The 16,188-nt window shown below is 48.2% G+C and carries 10 protein-coding genes and 1 pseudogene; 5 read left to right on the plus strand and 6 right to left on the minus strand.

Going from position 1 to position 16,188, the window contains the following annotated elements:
* Positions 1–2: 2 nt before the first annotated feature.
* Positions 3–1,184, plus strand: a complete 1,182-nt coding sequence (locus tag LN737_RS08765; RefSeq protein ID WP_405518024.1) for an acyltransferase family protein — start codon at positions 3–5, stop codon at positions 1,182–1,184.
* A gap of 315 nt (positions 1,185–1,499) precedes the next feature.
* Here the strand turns inward: LN737_RS08765 and LN737_RS08770 are convergent.
* Together LN737_RS08770 and pta are read right to left on the minus strand one after the other, a co-directional pair.
* Positions 1,500–2,695, minus strand: a pseudogene (locus tag LN737_RS08770) (acetate/propionate family kinase).
* A 23-nt stretch (positions 2,696–2,718) separates the two neighbouring features.
* Positions 2,719–4,818 (minus strand): phosphate acetyltransferase, encoded by a 2,100-nt coding sequence (gene pta / locus LN737_RS08775; protein WP_405518027.1) that lies wholly within the window; start codon positions 4,816–4,818, stop codon positions 2,719–2,721.
* Between the two features lie 96 nt (positions 4,819–4,914).
* On the opposite strand from pta, the gene LN737_RS08780 reads away from it, so the two are divergent.
* Entirely contained in the window at positions 4,915–5,040 is a 126-nt protein-coding gene (locus LN737_RS08780) for a hypothetical protein (protein ID WP_405518028.1), read from the plus strand.
* 277 nt (positions 5,041–5,317) lie between these two features.
* Here the strand turns inward: LN737_RS08780 and LN737_RS08785 are convergent, their stop codons facing one another.
* Positions 5,318–6,547: a multidrug effflux MFS transporter gene (locus LN737_RS08785; protein ID WP_405518030.1), complete on the minus strand. Its 1,230-nt coding sequence runs from the start codon at positions 6,545–6,547 to the stop codon at positions 5,318–5,320.
* Positions 6,548–6,869: 322 nt separating this feature from the next.
* Between LN737_RS08785 and LN737_RS08790 the strand changes: the two genes are divergently transcribed.
* On the plus strand, positions 6,870–7,664 hold the full coding sequence (locus tag LN737_RS08790) for an SDR family NAD(P)-dependent oxidoreductase (protein ID WP_405518032.1): 795 nt from the start codon (positions 6,870–6,872) through the stop codon (positions 7,662–7,664).
* A gap of 176 nt (positions 7,665–7,840) precedes the next feature.
* Here LN737_RS08790 and LN737_RS08795 read toward each other — a convergent pair whose 3' ends face one another.
* Entirely contained in the window at positions 7,841–8,353 is a 513-nt protein-coding gene (locus tag LN737_RS08795) for an ester cyclase (RefSeq protein WP_405518034.1), read from the minus strand.
* Positions 8,354–9,376: 1,023 nt separating this feature from the next.
* On the opposite strand from LN737_RS08795, the gene LN737_RS08800 reads away from it, so the two are divergent.
* Complete coding sequence (locus LN737_RS08800; RefSeq protein WP_405518036.1) at positions 9,377–12,880, plus strand: two-component regulator propeller domain-containing protein; 3,504 nt, start codon at positions 9,377–9,379, stop codon at positions 12,878–12,880.
* A 41-nt stretch (positions 12,881–12,921) separates the two neighbouring features.
* Positions 12,922–13,491, plus strand: a complete 570-nt coding sequence (locus LN737_RS08805; RefSeq protein WP_405518038.1) for a sensor histidine kinase — start codon at positions 12,922–12,924, stop codon at positions 13,489–13,491.
* Between the two features lie 75 nt (positions 13,492–13,566).
* Here LN737_RS08805 and LN737_RS08810 read toward each other — a convergent pair whose 3' ends face one another.
* Positions 13,567–13,710 carry a hypothetical protein gene (locus LN737_RS08810; RefSeq protein ID WP_405518039.1) on the minus strand — a complete coding sequence of 48 codons (144 nt, stop codon included), beginning with the start codon at positions 13,708–13,710 and terminating at the stop codon, positions 13,567–13,569.
* A gap of 298 nt (positions 13,711–14,008) precedes the next feature.
* Positions 14,009–16,186 carry a xanthine dehydrogenase family protein molybdopterin-binding subunit gene (locus tag LN737_RS08815; protein WP_405518041.1) on the minus strand — a complete coding sequence of 726 codons (2,178 nt, stop codon included), beginning with the start codon at positions 16,184–16,186 and terminating at the stop codon, positions 14,009–14,011.
* Positions 16,187–16,188 lie beyond the last annotated feature (2 nt).

The raw sequence follows: 16,188 nt of genomic DNA on the forward strand, positions 1-16,188 counted from the left end.
TTATGAATACAATCAGTAGTGCCGCTCCTCAGTCTGTAGTGACGAAGATTCCATCCGCCCGACTAGTTTCGCTGGACGCTTTGCGGGGCTTCGACATGTTCTGGATCATGAGTGGTGAACACATCGTTCACGCGCTGGCTAAGGCAACGGGCTGGCCGGTACTGGTCTGGATGTCAGAACAGCTGCATCACTCGGAATGGAATGGCTGTACGTTCTACGACATGATTTTTCCGCTTTTTCTGTTCATCGCCGGGGTGTCGATGCCGTATTCCATGCAGGGCAAGCTGAATCGGGCAGGTGTTACGTCTGCCGATGAACTGACCTTTGCCGATAAAAAGCCGATCTACGCCACCATGCTCAAACGAACCCTGATTCTGGTTTTCCTGGGTACGGTAGTGAATGGGCTGCTCCAGTTCAAAGGCTACGACCAGACCCGTTTTGCCAGCGTACTTGGTCGAATTGGACTGGCCTGGTTCTTTGCCGGTATCATCTATCTGAATACGAACACGGCGAAACAGGTAGTCTGGTTACTCGTCCTGTTGATTGGCTATTGGGTAGCCATGATGTTGATTCCGGTACCGGGCTTCGGAGCGGGTGTTTTGACGAAAGCGGGTTCGCTGGAGTCGTACGTGGACCGGCTACTGCTGCCTGGCCGGCTCCACAGTGTGGTGTATGATCCAGAGGGTATTTTATCAACTATTCCAGCGATCGGCACCGCATTGCTGGGGGTTCTAACAGGTACGTTTCTGAAAAATAACAACGGCAGCTTATCCATGGCCCGAAGAGCCCTAATTCTGTTTGGAGCAGGCTGCGCGCTAATCGGCGCCGGATTAGTCTGGGATCAACTGTTTCCTATTAACAAACGCCTATGGACCAGTTCATTTGTCCTCTACGTAGGTGGCTGGAGTCTGGGCTTCTTAGCGGTATTTTATTATGTTATTGACGTAAGAGGCTGGAAAAAATGGGCGTTTCCTTTTATCCTGATCGGATCCAATTCAATTTTGATTTATCTGGCTGCCGAAGGTGCCGTTAATTTCGCCCATACCGCAAATTTTGTTTTTGGTGGTCTGATTCAGTTAGCACCCGACAACTGGCAGGTGGTTGGCCAGACCGTTTCTGTTACGCTCATTCAACTCCTGCTGCTGTATTTTCTATACCGGAAAAAGGTTTTTCTAAAGGCATAATACTTTGATGAAATGAATTTTCGGGAATCCGATAGAAGATGATAATCCTCTTGCCGATTTTGTTACGTTTGAAAGACGTCTTATCCTGAAAATATCTCGAGGTTTTTCTGAACTGTGGCTGGGTAGGGGAGAAGCCTTTTCGCAAATCGCTATACTTCCAGCATTCAAGATACTACTGTGCTCACCTTAGTAAATGGTTAATAGACTGGACTCTTGCTACCAGAGTTGACAGTTGATAGAAACGAGCTGCTAATGGACGTACACGGCTAAAAGCTGAAGTAACAGCAGAATTGGCCTCATTCTTATCATGTGGGGTTAATCGTTTTGCAATAAGGCAAAACTTTGCTGGGCAATCTCCAGCTCCTCATTGGTTGGCACAACCAGAATCTTGACAGCAGAGCCGTCGGTATTGATTTCTCTAAGACCGGTTTCAAAGGCCTGATTTTTCTCTGGGTCGAGATAAATACCTAAGAAACTCAGGTTCTGGCATATTCTTGATCGTATCTCTGAATCGTTTTCGCCCACGCCCGCCGTGAAAATCAGCGCATCCAGTCCGTTTAATACGGCTGCATAGGCACCGATAAATTTTTTAACCCGGTACGCATATAGCTCGCTGGCCAGTTCAGCGGCATGCTCACCAGCCTCTCTTAATTTTCTCACGTCCCGCATATCGCTATAACCCGTGAATCCCCTCATGCCTGACTCTTTATTGAGAAGGGTGTAAACTTGATCGGGCGTGTAGCCATTGTCGATTAGATGAAAAATGACAGCGGGGTCAATGTCGCCTGATCGGGTTCCCATCACCAAGCCAGCCAATGGGCTAAAGCCCATGCTCGTATCCAAGGATTTGCCACTCTGCACTGCGGTTATACTGCATCCGTTGCCTAAGTGAATGCTAATGAGTTTAGCCTCCGGCTTACCCAGCCAGAGAGCGGCTTTCTCGCTGACGTACTTATGGGATGTTCCATGGAAGCCATACACCCGGATGCCTTCCTGACGGTACAGCGATTCTGGAATTGCATAGCGAAACGCATAATCGGGCATTGTTTGGTGAAAGGCGGTGTCAAAAACAGCGACCTGTTCAGCGCCAGGAAAGGTTTCTTCCGCGATTTCAATGCACGTATAATTGATGGTATGCAAGGGGGCTAACGGAAAATACGATCTTATTTTTTCTTTTACCGCTGGAGTTATCCGGGTCGCTTCCGTGAAATTCTCTCCCCATGCACAACCCGGTGTCCAATGGCAGTGATCTCATCCGACCGTTCGATCACACCCACTTCGGCATCCGACAAAAGCGAAACCAGATGGGCAAATCCCTGCGCATGAGAATGGATAGGTTCATGTCGTTCAATGACTGCCTCGTGATCTCGACGCAATACCTTATGGCGAATCAGCGAATTGTCGGTGCCAATTCGTTCAATCAGGCCACTACAAAGAGGCTCTGGAGCCGGCATGTTGAAGAGCTGGTATTTCAACGAGCTGCTGCCCGCATTAATAATAAGAATGTACATCGTGACGACAGGTGGATGATTGGTTAAGGGTTATTATCCTGACATTGAATGGCCGTAATGACGACCGTATTAAACACGTCATCAACCGTACAACCCCGACTTAAATCATTGATGGGTTTGTTCAGGCCCTGTAACATGGGACCGATCGCTAAGGCACCAGTTTCACGCTGCACCGCTTTATAGGTGTTGTTTCCGGTGTTTAAATCTGGAAAGATCAAAATACTGGCCCGGCCTGCTACGGTTGAATTCGGGAGTTTTTGGCTCCCCACTACCGGATCAACAGCCGCGTCGTATTGGATGGGGCCTTCTACGTTTAAATCTGGCCTTTTTTGGCGGACAATCGCTGTCGCCTGGCGGACCTTGTCTACATCCTCGCCTTCTCCGGACGTACCAGAGGAGTAAGACAGCATGGCAATCCGAGGCTCAATACCGAAGCGAACGCCTGTTTCTGCCGAGGAAATGGCGATGTCGGCGAGCTGCTCGGCTGTAGGGTTGGGATTCACGGCGCAGTCACCGAAAACAGACACCCGGTCGGGCAGGCACATAAAGAAAACGGACGATACCAACGAAACGCCCGGTTTAGTCTTAATGAATTGGAGGGCAGGTCGAATGGTGTGCTGGGTTGTATGAACCGCTCCCGATACCATGCCATCAGCATGCCCTTTATAGACCATCATCGTGCCATAATAGGAGACATCCAGCATCAGATCCCGCGCCATATCGATCGTCACATTTTTGTTTTTTCTAAGTTCATAAAGGGTTTCCACGTAGGACGCGTAGTGTTCCGAGCTGGCCGGATTAATGATGGTCAGACTAGACATGTCTAACTGGAGCCCCAATCGCTTAACGGATGCTAAAATTTCCGATTCATCGCCCAGTAGCGAAATACGAACGACATTCTGAGCGATAAGCCGGGCGGCAGCCATCAAGATCCGATCGTCGTTTCCTTCCGGAAGAACAATGTGTTTTTTCTGACTCTTGGCCGCTTTCACAAGCTGGTATTGAAACATGTGCGGAGTGATGCCTTCAACCTGGACGGTCACAATCCGTTCGTCGAGGGCCTTTGTATCTACGTGGGCTTCAAATACGGTCAGCGCTAATTCGATCTTGGCTTTGTTATCGGCCGTAATGCGGGAGTGAATGGCGCCAATGGCCGTAGTTGTGCCAAATGTTCCCTGCTTGACGGTGAGGATAGGTAGTACCGTTTGGAGGCCAGAAATCAGGCGGAGGATAGGCTCATCGGGCTCTGTGTCGGCAGTTAGTACGATACCAGCTACCTTAGGATAGTTCGCTGACAGATTGGCCTGTAAGGCACCAATAATGATATCGCCCCGGTCGCCTGGGGTAACAATCAGAACATTTTCTTTAATATAATTTAAAAAATTCGGCAACATCATCGCGCCCGTAACGAAGTTGTCCACTGGATTAGTCAGCAGACTTTCGCCCAGTAAGACTTTGGCGCCCAGGGCGTCCCGGATTTCTTTCATGGTTGGGCTCTGTAACTGTTTTTCCCAGGGGATGACCGTGAGCAGAAGATCGGCTGGTAACTGCAGCCGGAGTAGCTCCCGAACATCGTCCAGTTGATCGGCTTTCACCCGATTGGCCACCAGCCCTAACACTTGCACCTCCCGGCTCTCAAAGCCCTGTAAAGCGCTCAAAGCAGCGCTGACAATCTGGGCCGTTGATTTATTTTCGCCACTAATGACGACTAGCACAGGGGCGCTTAAGTTTTTGGCAATGGCGGCATTTGACCCAAATTCAAAGGCAATTCCATCGCCAAGAAAATCGCTCCCGTCAATAACGATAAAATCACAGGTTTCTTCCAGCTTTTTATACTTGCTGATAATCGTATTGAGCATGTCGCTCCGGCCAGCCGACTCCATCCGCTGCAAGGCATCCTCCCGGGTGAAGGCATACGTATCTTCGTAAGGAATAGGGAGGGCGAAATAATCGAGTATTGCTTGAATATGGATCTCTTTCTGGCCAGCTGCCTGTTCGGCAATGATGGGTTTAAAATAGCCTACTTTTTTGGTTTTGCCCAGTAACCAATTCACCAGACCAAGTACCACGACTGATTTGCCGGTATAAGGCTCCACGGAAGCAATGAAAATAGCTTTAGTCATTCGTTACAGAAGCGTTTTTATGTAGTCAGCAGTGGGTTTTAATCGCTAAGCTGTTCTGGACAAACCCTGCTTGTAGTAAGCAGAATAAGCCCGTTTATGTTTGACAAACCAACCTTCCCAAAGAATCAGGCGTTGGTACACAAAGATGAATCGCCGACAAACATCTATCTGGATTCGTTTGGCTCCAATGCTGTGGACGCTGGGTTTGACTCATTGCGTTAAAGTAGAAAATTTATTAACTGAATAGCTAAAATATAAGATCAAGGCCATGCTGTGATTGCTGTCAGGATTGTTTCAAACCCGAGTATACCTAAATAAGTAGCCGGTTGGCTGTTGCCAGTTCGGTGGCAATTACCTGACTACACTTTACTTTCTTGCCACATGAGTTGGCTAGTATAACCAATTCGCACAAGGCTAATGAATCGAACATTTTACTGAACGCTGAACGGGTGGGAGGTGAATAACCTTTCATCAAAAACAAAATTGATTTTCTCTCCTCCTAATGAAGTAAAGCTGGATCAGAGTTCTGCTGAACCTCAACCTGAGTAGTTATAGTCCTTCGTCCTGTTACTAGTACCAGCAGGGCAATCGTTGACGAGCCAGCCATACCCAGCACCATTGGAAGAGCCGAAGGCACTTCGAACAGACTTATTAGTACTGAAATTAAGGAGCCCATGCCCATTTGCAGGGCGCCCATCAACGCCGAAGCACTTCCGGCATTTTTGACGAACGGAGCCAGCGATAACGCAGCTGCATTGGGGTTGGTAAAACCGATACAGCAAAGAAAAATGAACAGAAGGCCAATCGTGATTGAAAGCGTTAACCAACCCATCAGCACTACGCACAGAAAGGCTAAAGCAATGACAACCTGACTAATCAACGCAACGTTGACAATCTGCTCACTCTTGTAGGTGCGCAGCAGAATCGTGTTTATCTGACTAGATCCAATAAAACCAACCGACAGAAAGGCGAATAACCATCCATATACTTTTTCATCGGTGTGGAACACATCCATAAATAAAACCGGTGAGCCAGAAACATACGCAAAGAGGCCTGAAAAGGCGATGGCACTGGTGAAGGCATAGGTGTAAAATTGGGGTTCACGTAATACCTGCCAGAAATTTCGCAAAATCGGTTTGGGCTTTAGCGAGATCGACTCGTCGGGTTTGTAACTGGCGGGTAGCCAGAAGAAAACGGCTAGCAAAATCGCAATGCCCATCCCCATTAGAATGAAAAATATAGCTTGCCATCCCAGGGCTGATGTCACATAACCGCCAATCGTTGGTGCGATCATGGGTGAAGCGCCCACCACCAGTAATAGCAAAGAGAACACTTTGGCATTGTCCTTCACCGGAAACAAATCGCGCACCATAGCGACTGAGGCTACTGCTGCCGCACAACTCCCGATGGCCTGTATAACACGCATGAAAATTAGCCCGTCGATACTCGTCGTAAAAGCGCAGCCTGCCGACGCCAGTATATATACGATCAGTCCGATATACAACGGTTTTTTTCGGCCAAACCGATCGAGTAATGGGCCATACAGAAGCTGGCCAAGGGAAATACCAATAAAAAACCCGGATAAGGAGAGGGAGACTTTGGCTGGGGTGGTGTGCAGATCGTTGGCAATGGCAGGGAAGCCCGGAAGATACATATCAATAGAAAAGGGCCCCAGCGCGGTTAAACTACCTAAAATCAGGATCAGAAAGAAATACGTCTTTTTGGACATTTGATTTGTCTAAGTGAAAGCGATTGGATATCAGACCGAATGAGACAGGTACCGCACTAGTCAGATGAAGAAGTAGACGGGTTCTAGACAGTCAACTTTATTATGGATACACGAGTTCAGGCTCTATAATTTCAGAAACGACCACGATTATGTTAAAATTGGAAGATTTAGCCATGGAGCGGCACGAATTATCGCTGCATTTGTTTTTAGAAACGCTATACTGAACACATGAAGCAGGCTAACCACCCATTGATTGCCTAATCCCTCATTAGTTGGGAAAAGCTCAGGGTATGACAGAACTGCATTCTTAAACACGACAGACATGAATTTACAGTTAGGTGGGAAAACCGCATTAGTAACCGGATCAACGGCTGGCATCGGGCTGGCAATTGCAAGAACACTGGCTCAGGAAGGGGCCGAAGTCATACTAAATGGCCGAAATAAGGATCGAGTCGATGCATTGGTCCGTCAACTGACAGGTGAATTTCCCAATACCCGATTTCGAGGCATTGCGGCTGACTTTAGCCAGATTGATGAGATTAACACCTTACTAACGGAGTTGCCCGAAGTAGATATTTTGATCAATAACGTAGGCATCTTTGAGCCGAAGGAGTTTACGCAGATACCTGATGAGGACTGGTTCCGGTTTTTCGAAGTTAATGTAATGAGCGGGGTTCGCCTGTCTCGCCATTATTTCCCCAAAATGCTGGCGAAAGGATGGGGACGTATCCTTTTTATCTCCAGCGAATCAGCCCTGCAGATTCCAACAGAGATGATTCATTACGGTACGACAAAAACGGCTCAGTTAGCTATTTCACGGGGGTTAGCTGAACTCACTACGGGTACAGACGTGACCGTTAATACGGTTCTGCCTGGTCCGACCTTCTCGGAAGGCGTCGGTGATTTTATTAATAGTATGGCCGCCAGGAGTAATGTGTCGGTAGAGGAAATGGAAAAGGACTTCTTCAAGAATGCCCGCCCGACCTCAATCATCAAACGGTTTGCCACTACCCAGGAAGTTGCCAACCTTGTGGCTTATCTCTCCAGTCCGCTGGCATCGGCCACTAACGGAGCTGCCATTCGGGTGGACGGCGGTGTAACTAAAACTATTGTCTGACTATTAATTAGCCGCAAAGTGTTTGGATGTCGTCTTGACGTATCACACTAAATACTATTTTGATAATCAATTTCTGCTTCTTTATGTGCCTGAAGCGTTACGTTTGAAAGGCCGTATTCGCGCAGTTTTAGGAAGAAGATACATGAACGACCCCTCGTCTCAAGGTAGACTAATGATTAATTCGGCTTCATCTTCTCGGCACAGTCCCAATGCTCGGCGATCTTTCCATTTTCTATTCTAAACATATCGAACCAAGTAGTGCTATATTTTTTTGTCTTATCGACCGGATCAGGCTTCGTTTGGGCAAAGCTGATTGTTACTAAATTACCTTCGGCTAGAATTGCCACAACGGGTGCTTTGATGGTGTCAGAAATAGGCTGTGGTTTCATGAATTTTGAGAAGAATTCAACCAGTGCTTTCCGCCCAGTGGCCGCGTTTGGGTTGTGTTGCATGTAGGTTTCAGTAAAGTATTTTTCAGCTACTTCCATGTGTCCCCCTTCCAGAAATTCCCGCCACATATCGTAAACGAGTTTTTTGTTTTTAGCTAGTTGGGGATTGTTGCTTTGTAATAATATCTGTTGGGCGGCAAGCGGTTTAACAGGTAGTTGAGCGAAAGCTCCGTTTGGCATTGTTAAGCATACAAGGGCTAGTGAAGCCAGTAAGCAAGTAATCATTTCACGTTTCATCATTCGTTATTATTAATTAACGTGGTTAAATATAAGGATCAGTAGCGAGTTGACAAGTTTCAGCAAAACGGCCTATCTTATGATCAACTTACGCTGGTAAATGAGAGGAAAAAGCTCGTATTGAAACCGGTTAGTGAAACAGAATTTATGGCTTACGAACTGAAGGCAAAGGACACAATTCGGCGAGACAATCAACGATTGGTCTTTAAAAATTTCAACGGAAACAATTTTCTTTTTCGACGGGTAAACGAAAGAGATTATAACCCAGGCTATAGCCTCAAACCGATTGATGCTGCCATGTGATCGAAAAGATTCGGCGTCTATGAGCATTACGGGTATCAACTGTTGATAGGGGACAGTAAGTTCAGGCGTGCTGAATTGTATGTATCAACCGACAGTGTGCTGATGCTTCGCCCTAAAACCCTGGGTAGCTCTTATGAAATTCCTCGGAATGTGATCACCACCAAGTACGCCTTAACGAGTGGAGCGAATTCAGGATTTGGCGGTTTTAACGTAGTGTTCAGTGAGCATAATTTGTATCAAATCCTGAAATTCGCTGGACTCAGTTTTCGAGTGTCCAAATAGCCGCTAACCTGCTTTTCATGAACTAGTGAGCATCATTCTACTCTAAAGGAGTTACCTGATACAAACGGATTATATAAATCGGCTAACTGGTTTTGGTACATCTCCCTAAACGCCCCATTTATGGAGCATATACATGAAATTTCCTTCGGCTATTTTGAAAATATAAAAATTTTGGTCGCTGTCTGTTACTGATTGTAATTAAGTGTCAGATGAAGTTATACTTCCTATAATGCCCTTATACCTGAAAGTAAGTGTAGTAATAAACTAAGCGGACCATTGGTTATTACGTTCCACCGTATCGCTATCGTTGTAGAAACCGGCTGCTGAAACTACATTTACTAAAACCCTTCTTCGTTCTACCCAGTCAGTATGATGCCTTTTCGTTTGCTCTCTGTCCTGCTGTTATGTTTAGCAAGCCTGAGTGTAGTCTCTGCCCAATACTTGCTTACCACATCCTCAACTTCCCGACGTATCCAGTTCGAACATCTAACTGTAACCGATGGCTTACCCGAAAATTCGGTAACCTGTATGCTTCAGGATCATCTGGGCTTCATGTGGCTGGGTACCCAGAACGGGCTGGTCCGATATGACGGCACGACGATGGTCGTTTACCAATATAATGCCCGGGATAAATTCAGCCTCAAAGGCCGACTCATCCAGACGTTATGCGAGGATCACAACGGCGACATCTGGGTAGGCTGCGAGCGACTGTTCCGTTTTGAGCGAACAACCCAGCGATTTATTGAATATCCACGTAAGAGTCCCCAAATAAGCGATAGAAATGAGTATGTACGCTTCATTCATGAGGATAAACGAGGGCATATATGGACGATTCGGCAGGTACAGAACAACTGGCTACTGGACCGTCTAACACCCCAAACCAGAACATGGACGTATTTTCGGCATGAGCCTAACAACAGTCGTAGTTTAGCCGATAATTCGATTTATTATAATACTGTAAATGACCTTATCAGTTTTGCCTTTTTAGAAGATAGAACCGGCAAGGTTTGGGTTACAACCACTGGCGAAACGGCCAATACGTTACATTGGTTCGATTCAGGATCGAACCAATTCATTCGTTTCAAACCGCATGGCCCTCATCAGCTCACCGCGGATTTCGCTAAAATTACATTTTTGGCGGAAGACAGGCAGAGCAATTTATACCTGTCGTCGTTTGCCGCTGGAAAAGGACTCTTTCGATTAAATCCCCGAACGGGGCAACTGACTCAGTTCAAGCATAATCCCACGGATGTGCACAGTATACAATCCGATTCATTGATGGTGGTGCATCAGAGTAGGAATGGGATGATCTGGGTGCCAACCCTTCAGGGAATGGACCGGCTGGACCCGAAAACAGGGATTTTTACCCATCTGACATCGAAAACCAGTGACCCAACTGCGTCGGCTCTGGCCAAGCTTCTTTACGAAAACCCCAATGGTGATCTGTGGTTTCTAACCTCGCATGGGTTAAGTTGTTATAGCCAGCAACTGAATCAACTTATTCGTTATCAAAACAAGCCCGATGAGGCCGATGCGTTGCATGGAGAGACCATCCGTTCGTTTCTGGTCGACCAGACCGGGCTTATTTGGGTAGGCAGTCTGAATCAAGGCCTTAATAAACAAAGCAGACTGGCCAAGTTTCCTTTATTGTCCAGCCGTCTTCTTACTGAAAATGAAGCTCAAAGTCCGATCATTCATTCGGTTTATGAGGCTCCGTCTGATCCTTCTATTTTGTGGCTTGCTACGGACAAGGGTCTGGATAAAGTGGACAAAAAAACAGGCGTTTCTATCCATTATCAGCACAATAGGACCGATCCTAACTCCCTGGGCAGCGGAATGGTAATGGCCATGGCCGAAGACAACCGGGGGCGATTCTGGATGACGACAAAGGCTAGTGGGTTAAATTTAATGGATCGGGAACGGGGAACTTTCAGCCATTTTTCCAAGAATCCAGCTCAGGTCAATAGTTTAATGGTGAATACGATCACGGCCTTGTTGCCTGCTTCGGATGGCACACTTTGGCTGGGTACCGACAAAGGGCTGGACCATTTCAACGTCGACCGACGAACGTTCACCCATTATTATAAGGCAGACACCAGTTACGTACCCAGCTTATACAGTCGAATCGGGAAATTAACCACTAAACAGCGGTACGTAGCGAGTATTCTTCATCCTGACAATGCGACCGACAGGATGGTTCCTTTCACACTTCGCCAGGCAACGGATCTGCTGGTAGTCGTTGGGGGCGAATGGCGACCTACCGTGAAATATGATTATGGCTGGATTGAAGATAGCCAGGGCAATGTCGTTTGGCAAGCCTCGCAAACTGGCAGCCGGGCCGATGGTCTGGATGGCCAAGTCCGCAGTCAGATCCAATCGATACGGTTAGCTACAGGTCGCTATCGATTACGCTATAAATCCGATGACGATTATGCGTATGGTAGCTGGAATAGTGGACCACCTATTCACCCTGAGCTATGGGGTATCCAACTCCACCGGATCAGTGTCACTGAAGCCCGGGAAGTGGCCGAATTAGCTCGTAAGCGACAGTTCACCGGATTGTCGGATAACGTCATTACTGCGTTGCGGGAAGATGCCCAAAAGCGAATATGGATAGGGTTGAGTTCTGGTGGTGTCCAGATGTTGAATCCCGTTACCGGAAAATTTCAAACCTATCGGGACAACCTCAATGGGCCCTTAAGTGTGCGGGACATACTGCCTGATACCAAATCTGGCAGCTTTTGGGTATGCGATAATGTGTTTGGCCTTTTACGATTGGATAACAAAGGTCGGATTCTGAAATCCTACAATGCCGCCAATGGATTGTCGAGTAATTCGGCCCTCACAATTCAACGTGATGACAGAGGGGAACTCTGGGTAGGCACCAATAATGGACTGTCGCGATTTGATCCTAAAACCGAACGTTTTCTTACTTATGCCCACTCAAATGGTTTATCCGATGGGGTCATCAGTCACTCCTTCAAAACAAGTGATGGGCTACTATATATTGGCGGGGATAAAGGCACCAATGCCTTTTCGCCGAACCAGGTAACCAGTAATCCCTTTCCGCCAACGATTGTTATGACTGATTTGGCTATTGGTGGTCGTTCGGCTACGTTCCGAAACGGTCAACGTCCAGTCCATATTTCAGGCCTCAGGCAACTTACCCTGCTCCATAACCAGAATGAGCTTACCTTTCATTTTACCGCTTTGCTGTACGATCGAGGTAAAGAATGCCAATATGCCTATCGATTAGCCCCAATTGATAACGACTGGGTATTTAGCGGTACTACGCGTCAGGCGCGTTATAACGATCTGCGCCCGGGTACGTACACCTTCCAGGTCAAAGCCGCCAATGCCGACGGGGTCTGGAATGAAAAAGGCATTAGCATCCGGGTAATAATCCGGCCTCCCTGGTGGCGAACCTGGTGGGCATACCTGATCTATGTAACGCTGGTAGGTGGCAGCATCTGGGCGATTATACAATACCGGTCAAAGTCCCTGCGTCAGAAGAATCAGTTGTTGGAAGTAAGAGTAGCCCAACGTACCAACGAGGTGCAACAGCAGAAAGAAGAGATCGTAACCCAGCGCGATCATCTGGAATCGACCCTGAAAGATCTGCAGAAAACGCAGGAACAGCTGATTCAGAAAGAGAAGCTCGCTAGCCTGGGCGAATTGACCGCTGGCATTGCTCATGAGATTCAGAATCCACTCAACTTCGTCATCAATTTCTCCGAAGTGAGCTCCGACCTCGTGGATGAATTAAAGGAGGGACCCCTTCAGAAATTGCCTAACGACGCAAAAGACTATGCTGAAGAAATTCTAAGTGACCTGACCAATAACCTTAAGAAGATTCACCGCCACGGTAACCGGGCTAGTAGTATCGTTAAGGGCATGTTGGAGCATAGCCGCACCGAATCGGGGAGAAACGCCCTATCCACCTGAATGCGCTGGCCGAAGAATACCTCAAACTCGCCTATCATGGCATGAGAGCTAAAGACAAGTACAGTGCAGGACTAGCCGACCCGACTGGCCGGTCGGAGATATTTAACTGTGAGTTGGTAACCGACTTTGACGCCAATCTGGGTAGAGTAACTGTTGTGCCTCAAGATATTGGTCGGGTGCTATTGAATCTTTATAGCAATGCCTTTTATGCAGTGGCAGAGCGGACTAAAGCCTGCCACTCGCTTGAACAGGATGTTCTGACGGGGGAAATCTACTCGCCTACTGTTTGGGTGAGTACGGTGCTGATCAAGCCATCCGTGGAGCAGTCGGAAGGCTCGGCCGGATTACTGCCACACCGGCGTTTCGGTACCCCCGATGTGGCAGCACAAGCCGCTCAGATTCGCATTCAGGACAACGGCATTGGTATTCCCGAATCGGTTCGTGAGAAGATTTTTCAGCCTTTTTTTACCACCAAACCCGTGGGCGAGGGAACTGGCCTGGGGCTTTCTCTGAGTTACGATATCATCACGAAAGGGCATAGGGGGACACTGACGGTAGAAAGTACCGAAGGTCAGGGAACGGTATTCACTATCACCTTACCTATTAATTAGCACATTAATCTAAAGAGCAATTGTCTCGTGAAGAAGCTTTATATGAGATTAGTACTTCATTGGTTTAACCTCCTTTTATTCGCTTTCACGACGTTGATAAAAGTCAGTAATGATGTTGAAGGCTTGTTTGATACCCAAAGCCATGTCTACATCAAATTCAGGCTCGGCCCGGTGAGGTAAATCATACCGGGCAAAGGCATTAACGAACGCTGCATCCACCTTTTCCGTCTGGGAAAGCTAGAGCAGTTCCAGAATATAAGTGACCTGTTCCGCTTCGTCATGCTCATGAACACCATTCAGCCGGTGGATTTTCCTCTCAATCCACTCAATATTCAATGCCCAGCGAGGTCGGATAGAAATCTATTTTTCGCATTATTTTATTCAGTGTTGACAAGTCATGGTCAACTGATAAGGGTAAAAAACAGCATCAACGGCCTGATTGATACAATTGAATGCCCAAAGAAACGCTTCTGGGCCGTGTCTTAAAAATGCATGTGTATTAACACAACACGAATGTTCAGGATTTACTGGAATCCGACAAACGAAGTGGTAAGTGCCTGAATCGCTTGCCGGTGGCGGCAAACAACGCATTCGCCAGAGCCGGGGCAACAGGTGCCACGCCGGGTTCACCAGCTCCGCCCATGCGTTCGGTACTGGGCACGATGTGAACCTCGATAGTAGGTGCTTCGTTCATGCGCAGTATCCGATAGTCGTGGAAATTGCTTTGCTGTACCTGTCCATTGGCTAATGTAATTTCGCCATACAGAGCCGCCGTCAACCCGAAAATAATGCACCCCTCCATCTGTGCTACTACGCCGTCGGGATTAACTGGCAGCCCGCAGTCGATGGCGCAAACGACTCGGTGTACCCGAATTTGCTTGTCCGCAACAGACACCTCAACCACCTGTGCCACGTAACTACTCATAGCCTCGCAAACTGCGATACCTCGAAACTGGCCCGCAGGCAGCGGTTTAGTCCAGCCTGCTTTGTAAGCGGCCAAATTTAGCGCAGCTAAATGATGAGGAGCCTTTTTTAATAGTGCACGCCGGTAAGCCACCGGATCAACAGCTGCCTGCGTAGCCAGTTCATCAATCAGGGTTTCCATCACAAACGCAGTGTGCGTAGCGCCCACCGACCGCCAGGCGGAAACCGGAACGCCTACCTTTGTGGTGTGCAGTTCGAATGAACAATCGGGAATGGCTTCGGAATAGGGTGCTCCCCGCGTTACGGAACTGTAATCGACTCCTTTCGGGGCAATCAGGTCCTGTAGGGGTGTATTGACGAATAGCGATTGCCCAACAATACGGTGCTGCCAGGCTATGGGAACGCCCGCCGGGTTAGTACCAACCTTCACCCGATGCACGTAAACGGGCCGGTAATAACCGCCCTGAATGTCGTCCTCCCGTGACCAAACCAGCTTAATAGCCTTGCCACTAATTTTGGCGATTTGAACGGCTTCCATCACCCAGTCCTGACTAAACGTACCCCGACGACCAAAACTACCGCCAATCATAGGCGTGTGGAGCAACACTTGTTCCGGTTTCAGGCCCAGAGAAGTGGCAATTTCCGCCTGATGAAGCAAGGGCGATTGTGTCCCGACCCACACCTCGCACTGGTCAGCGCCGATCTTCACCGTGCAGTTCAGCGGTTCCATCGGTGCATGAGCCAGATACGGAAAGCTGTATTCGGCATCAATTACGCGGTTCGCGTTTTGCAAACCAGCCGTTACGTTGCCCTTCTGGTGAACGGATAATCCAGTGGAGTTGGCCAACTGTCGGTAAGTAGCCAGTTGCTGAGCACTTTCGAGTGTTGCGTTTGGACCTAAATGCCAGTCAATTGTCAGCGCTTCGCGCCCTACTTTAGCTGCCCAGAACGAGTCGGCAATGACCGCCACGCCTGTAGGAATCTGAACAACCAGACGAACACCTTTTACCGCGCTGGCTTTTGTGGTGTCGAACGACTTCACTGTTCCGCCAAATACGGGTGCATGAGCCACTACCGCCGTCAACAGCCCCGGAAAGTAGATATCCAGTCCGTAGATCGCTTTACCGTTAATTTTGTCGGGGGCATCCAGCCGTTTTTGTGACTTGCCAATGTATTTCCATTGATTTGGCCCCCGAAGCGTTACTGTCGGGACGGGTAGCGTCGATGCATCGGCGGCTAAGGTGCTGTAACTAAGACGATGCTCGCCAGCAATAACAAAACTGTTTTCAGTGCGGCAACTTTCCGGTGAAACCCCCAGCCGTTTGGCTGCGGCATTAACCAGCATCTGGCGGGCTGTGGCTCCCGCCAGTCGGCATCGGTCGAACTCCGATACGGTAGTTTCTGAGCCGCCCGTAGACCGGGCAATAAGCGACTGGCTGAAGTCCGCGGCTATGCCGGGTGGGCTGTGTTCGACTCGTATACTGTTCCAGTCGCAGTCCAGTTCCTCGGCAATCAGCATGGGGATAGTTGTCCAGATTCCCTGACCCATCTCTACTTTCGATAGTACCATATGAATCTGATTGTCGGTACCGATTCGCAGGTACGCATTCAATGGCGTTTCGGTTGCAGGCAGACTTGCCAACCGTTCGGCTGCATGAGCAGGCAGCGAGAAGCCAATCAATAATCCTCCCGCGCCAACAGCACTGGCTTTCAGAAATGAGCGTCGGTTCACCCTGTCATTATTAGTCATTGTATTATTGATTCTCGACATGG

It is taken from the genome of Spirosoma sp. KNUC1025 (genome assembly GCF_045160025.1).
Classification (GTDB): domain Bacteria; phylum Bacteroidota; class Bacteroidia; order Cytophagales; family Spirosomataceae; genus Spirosoma.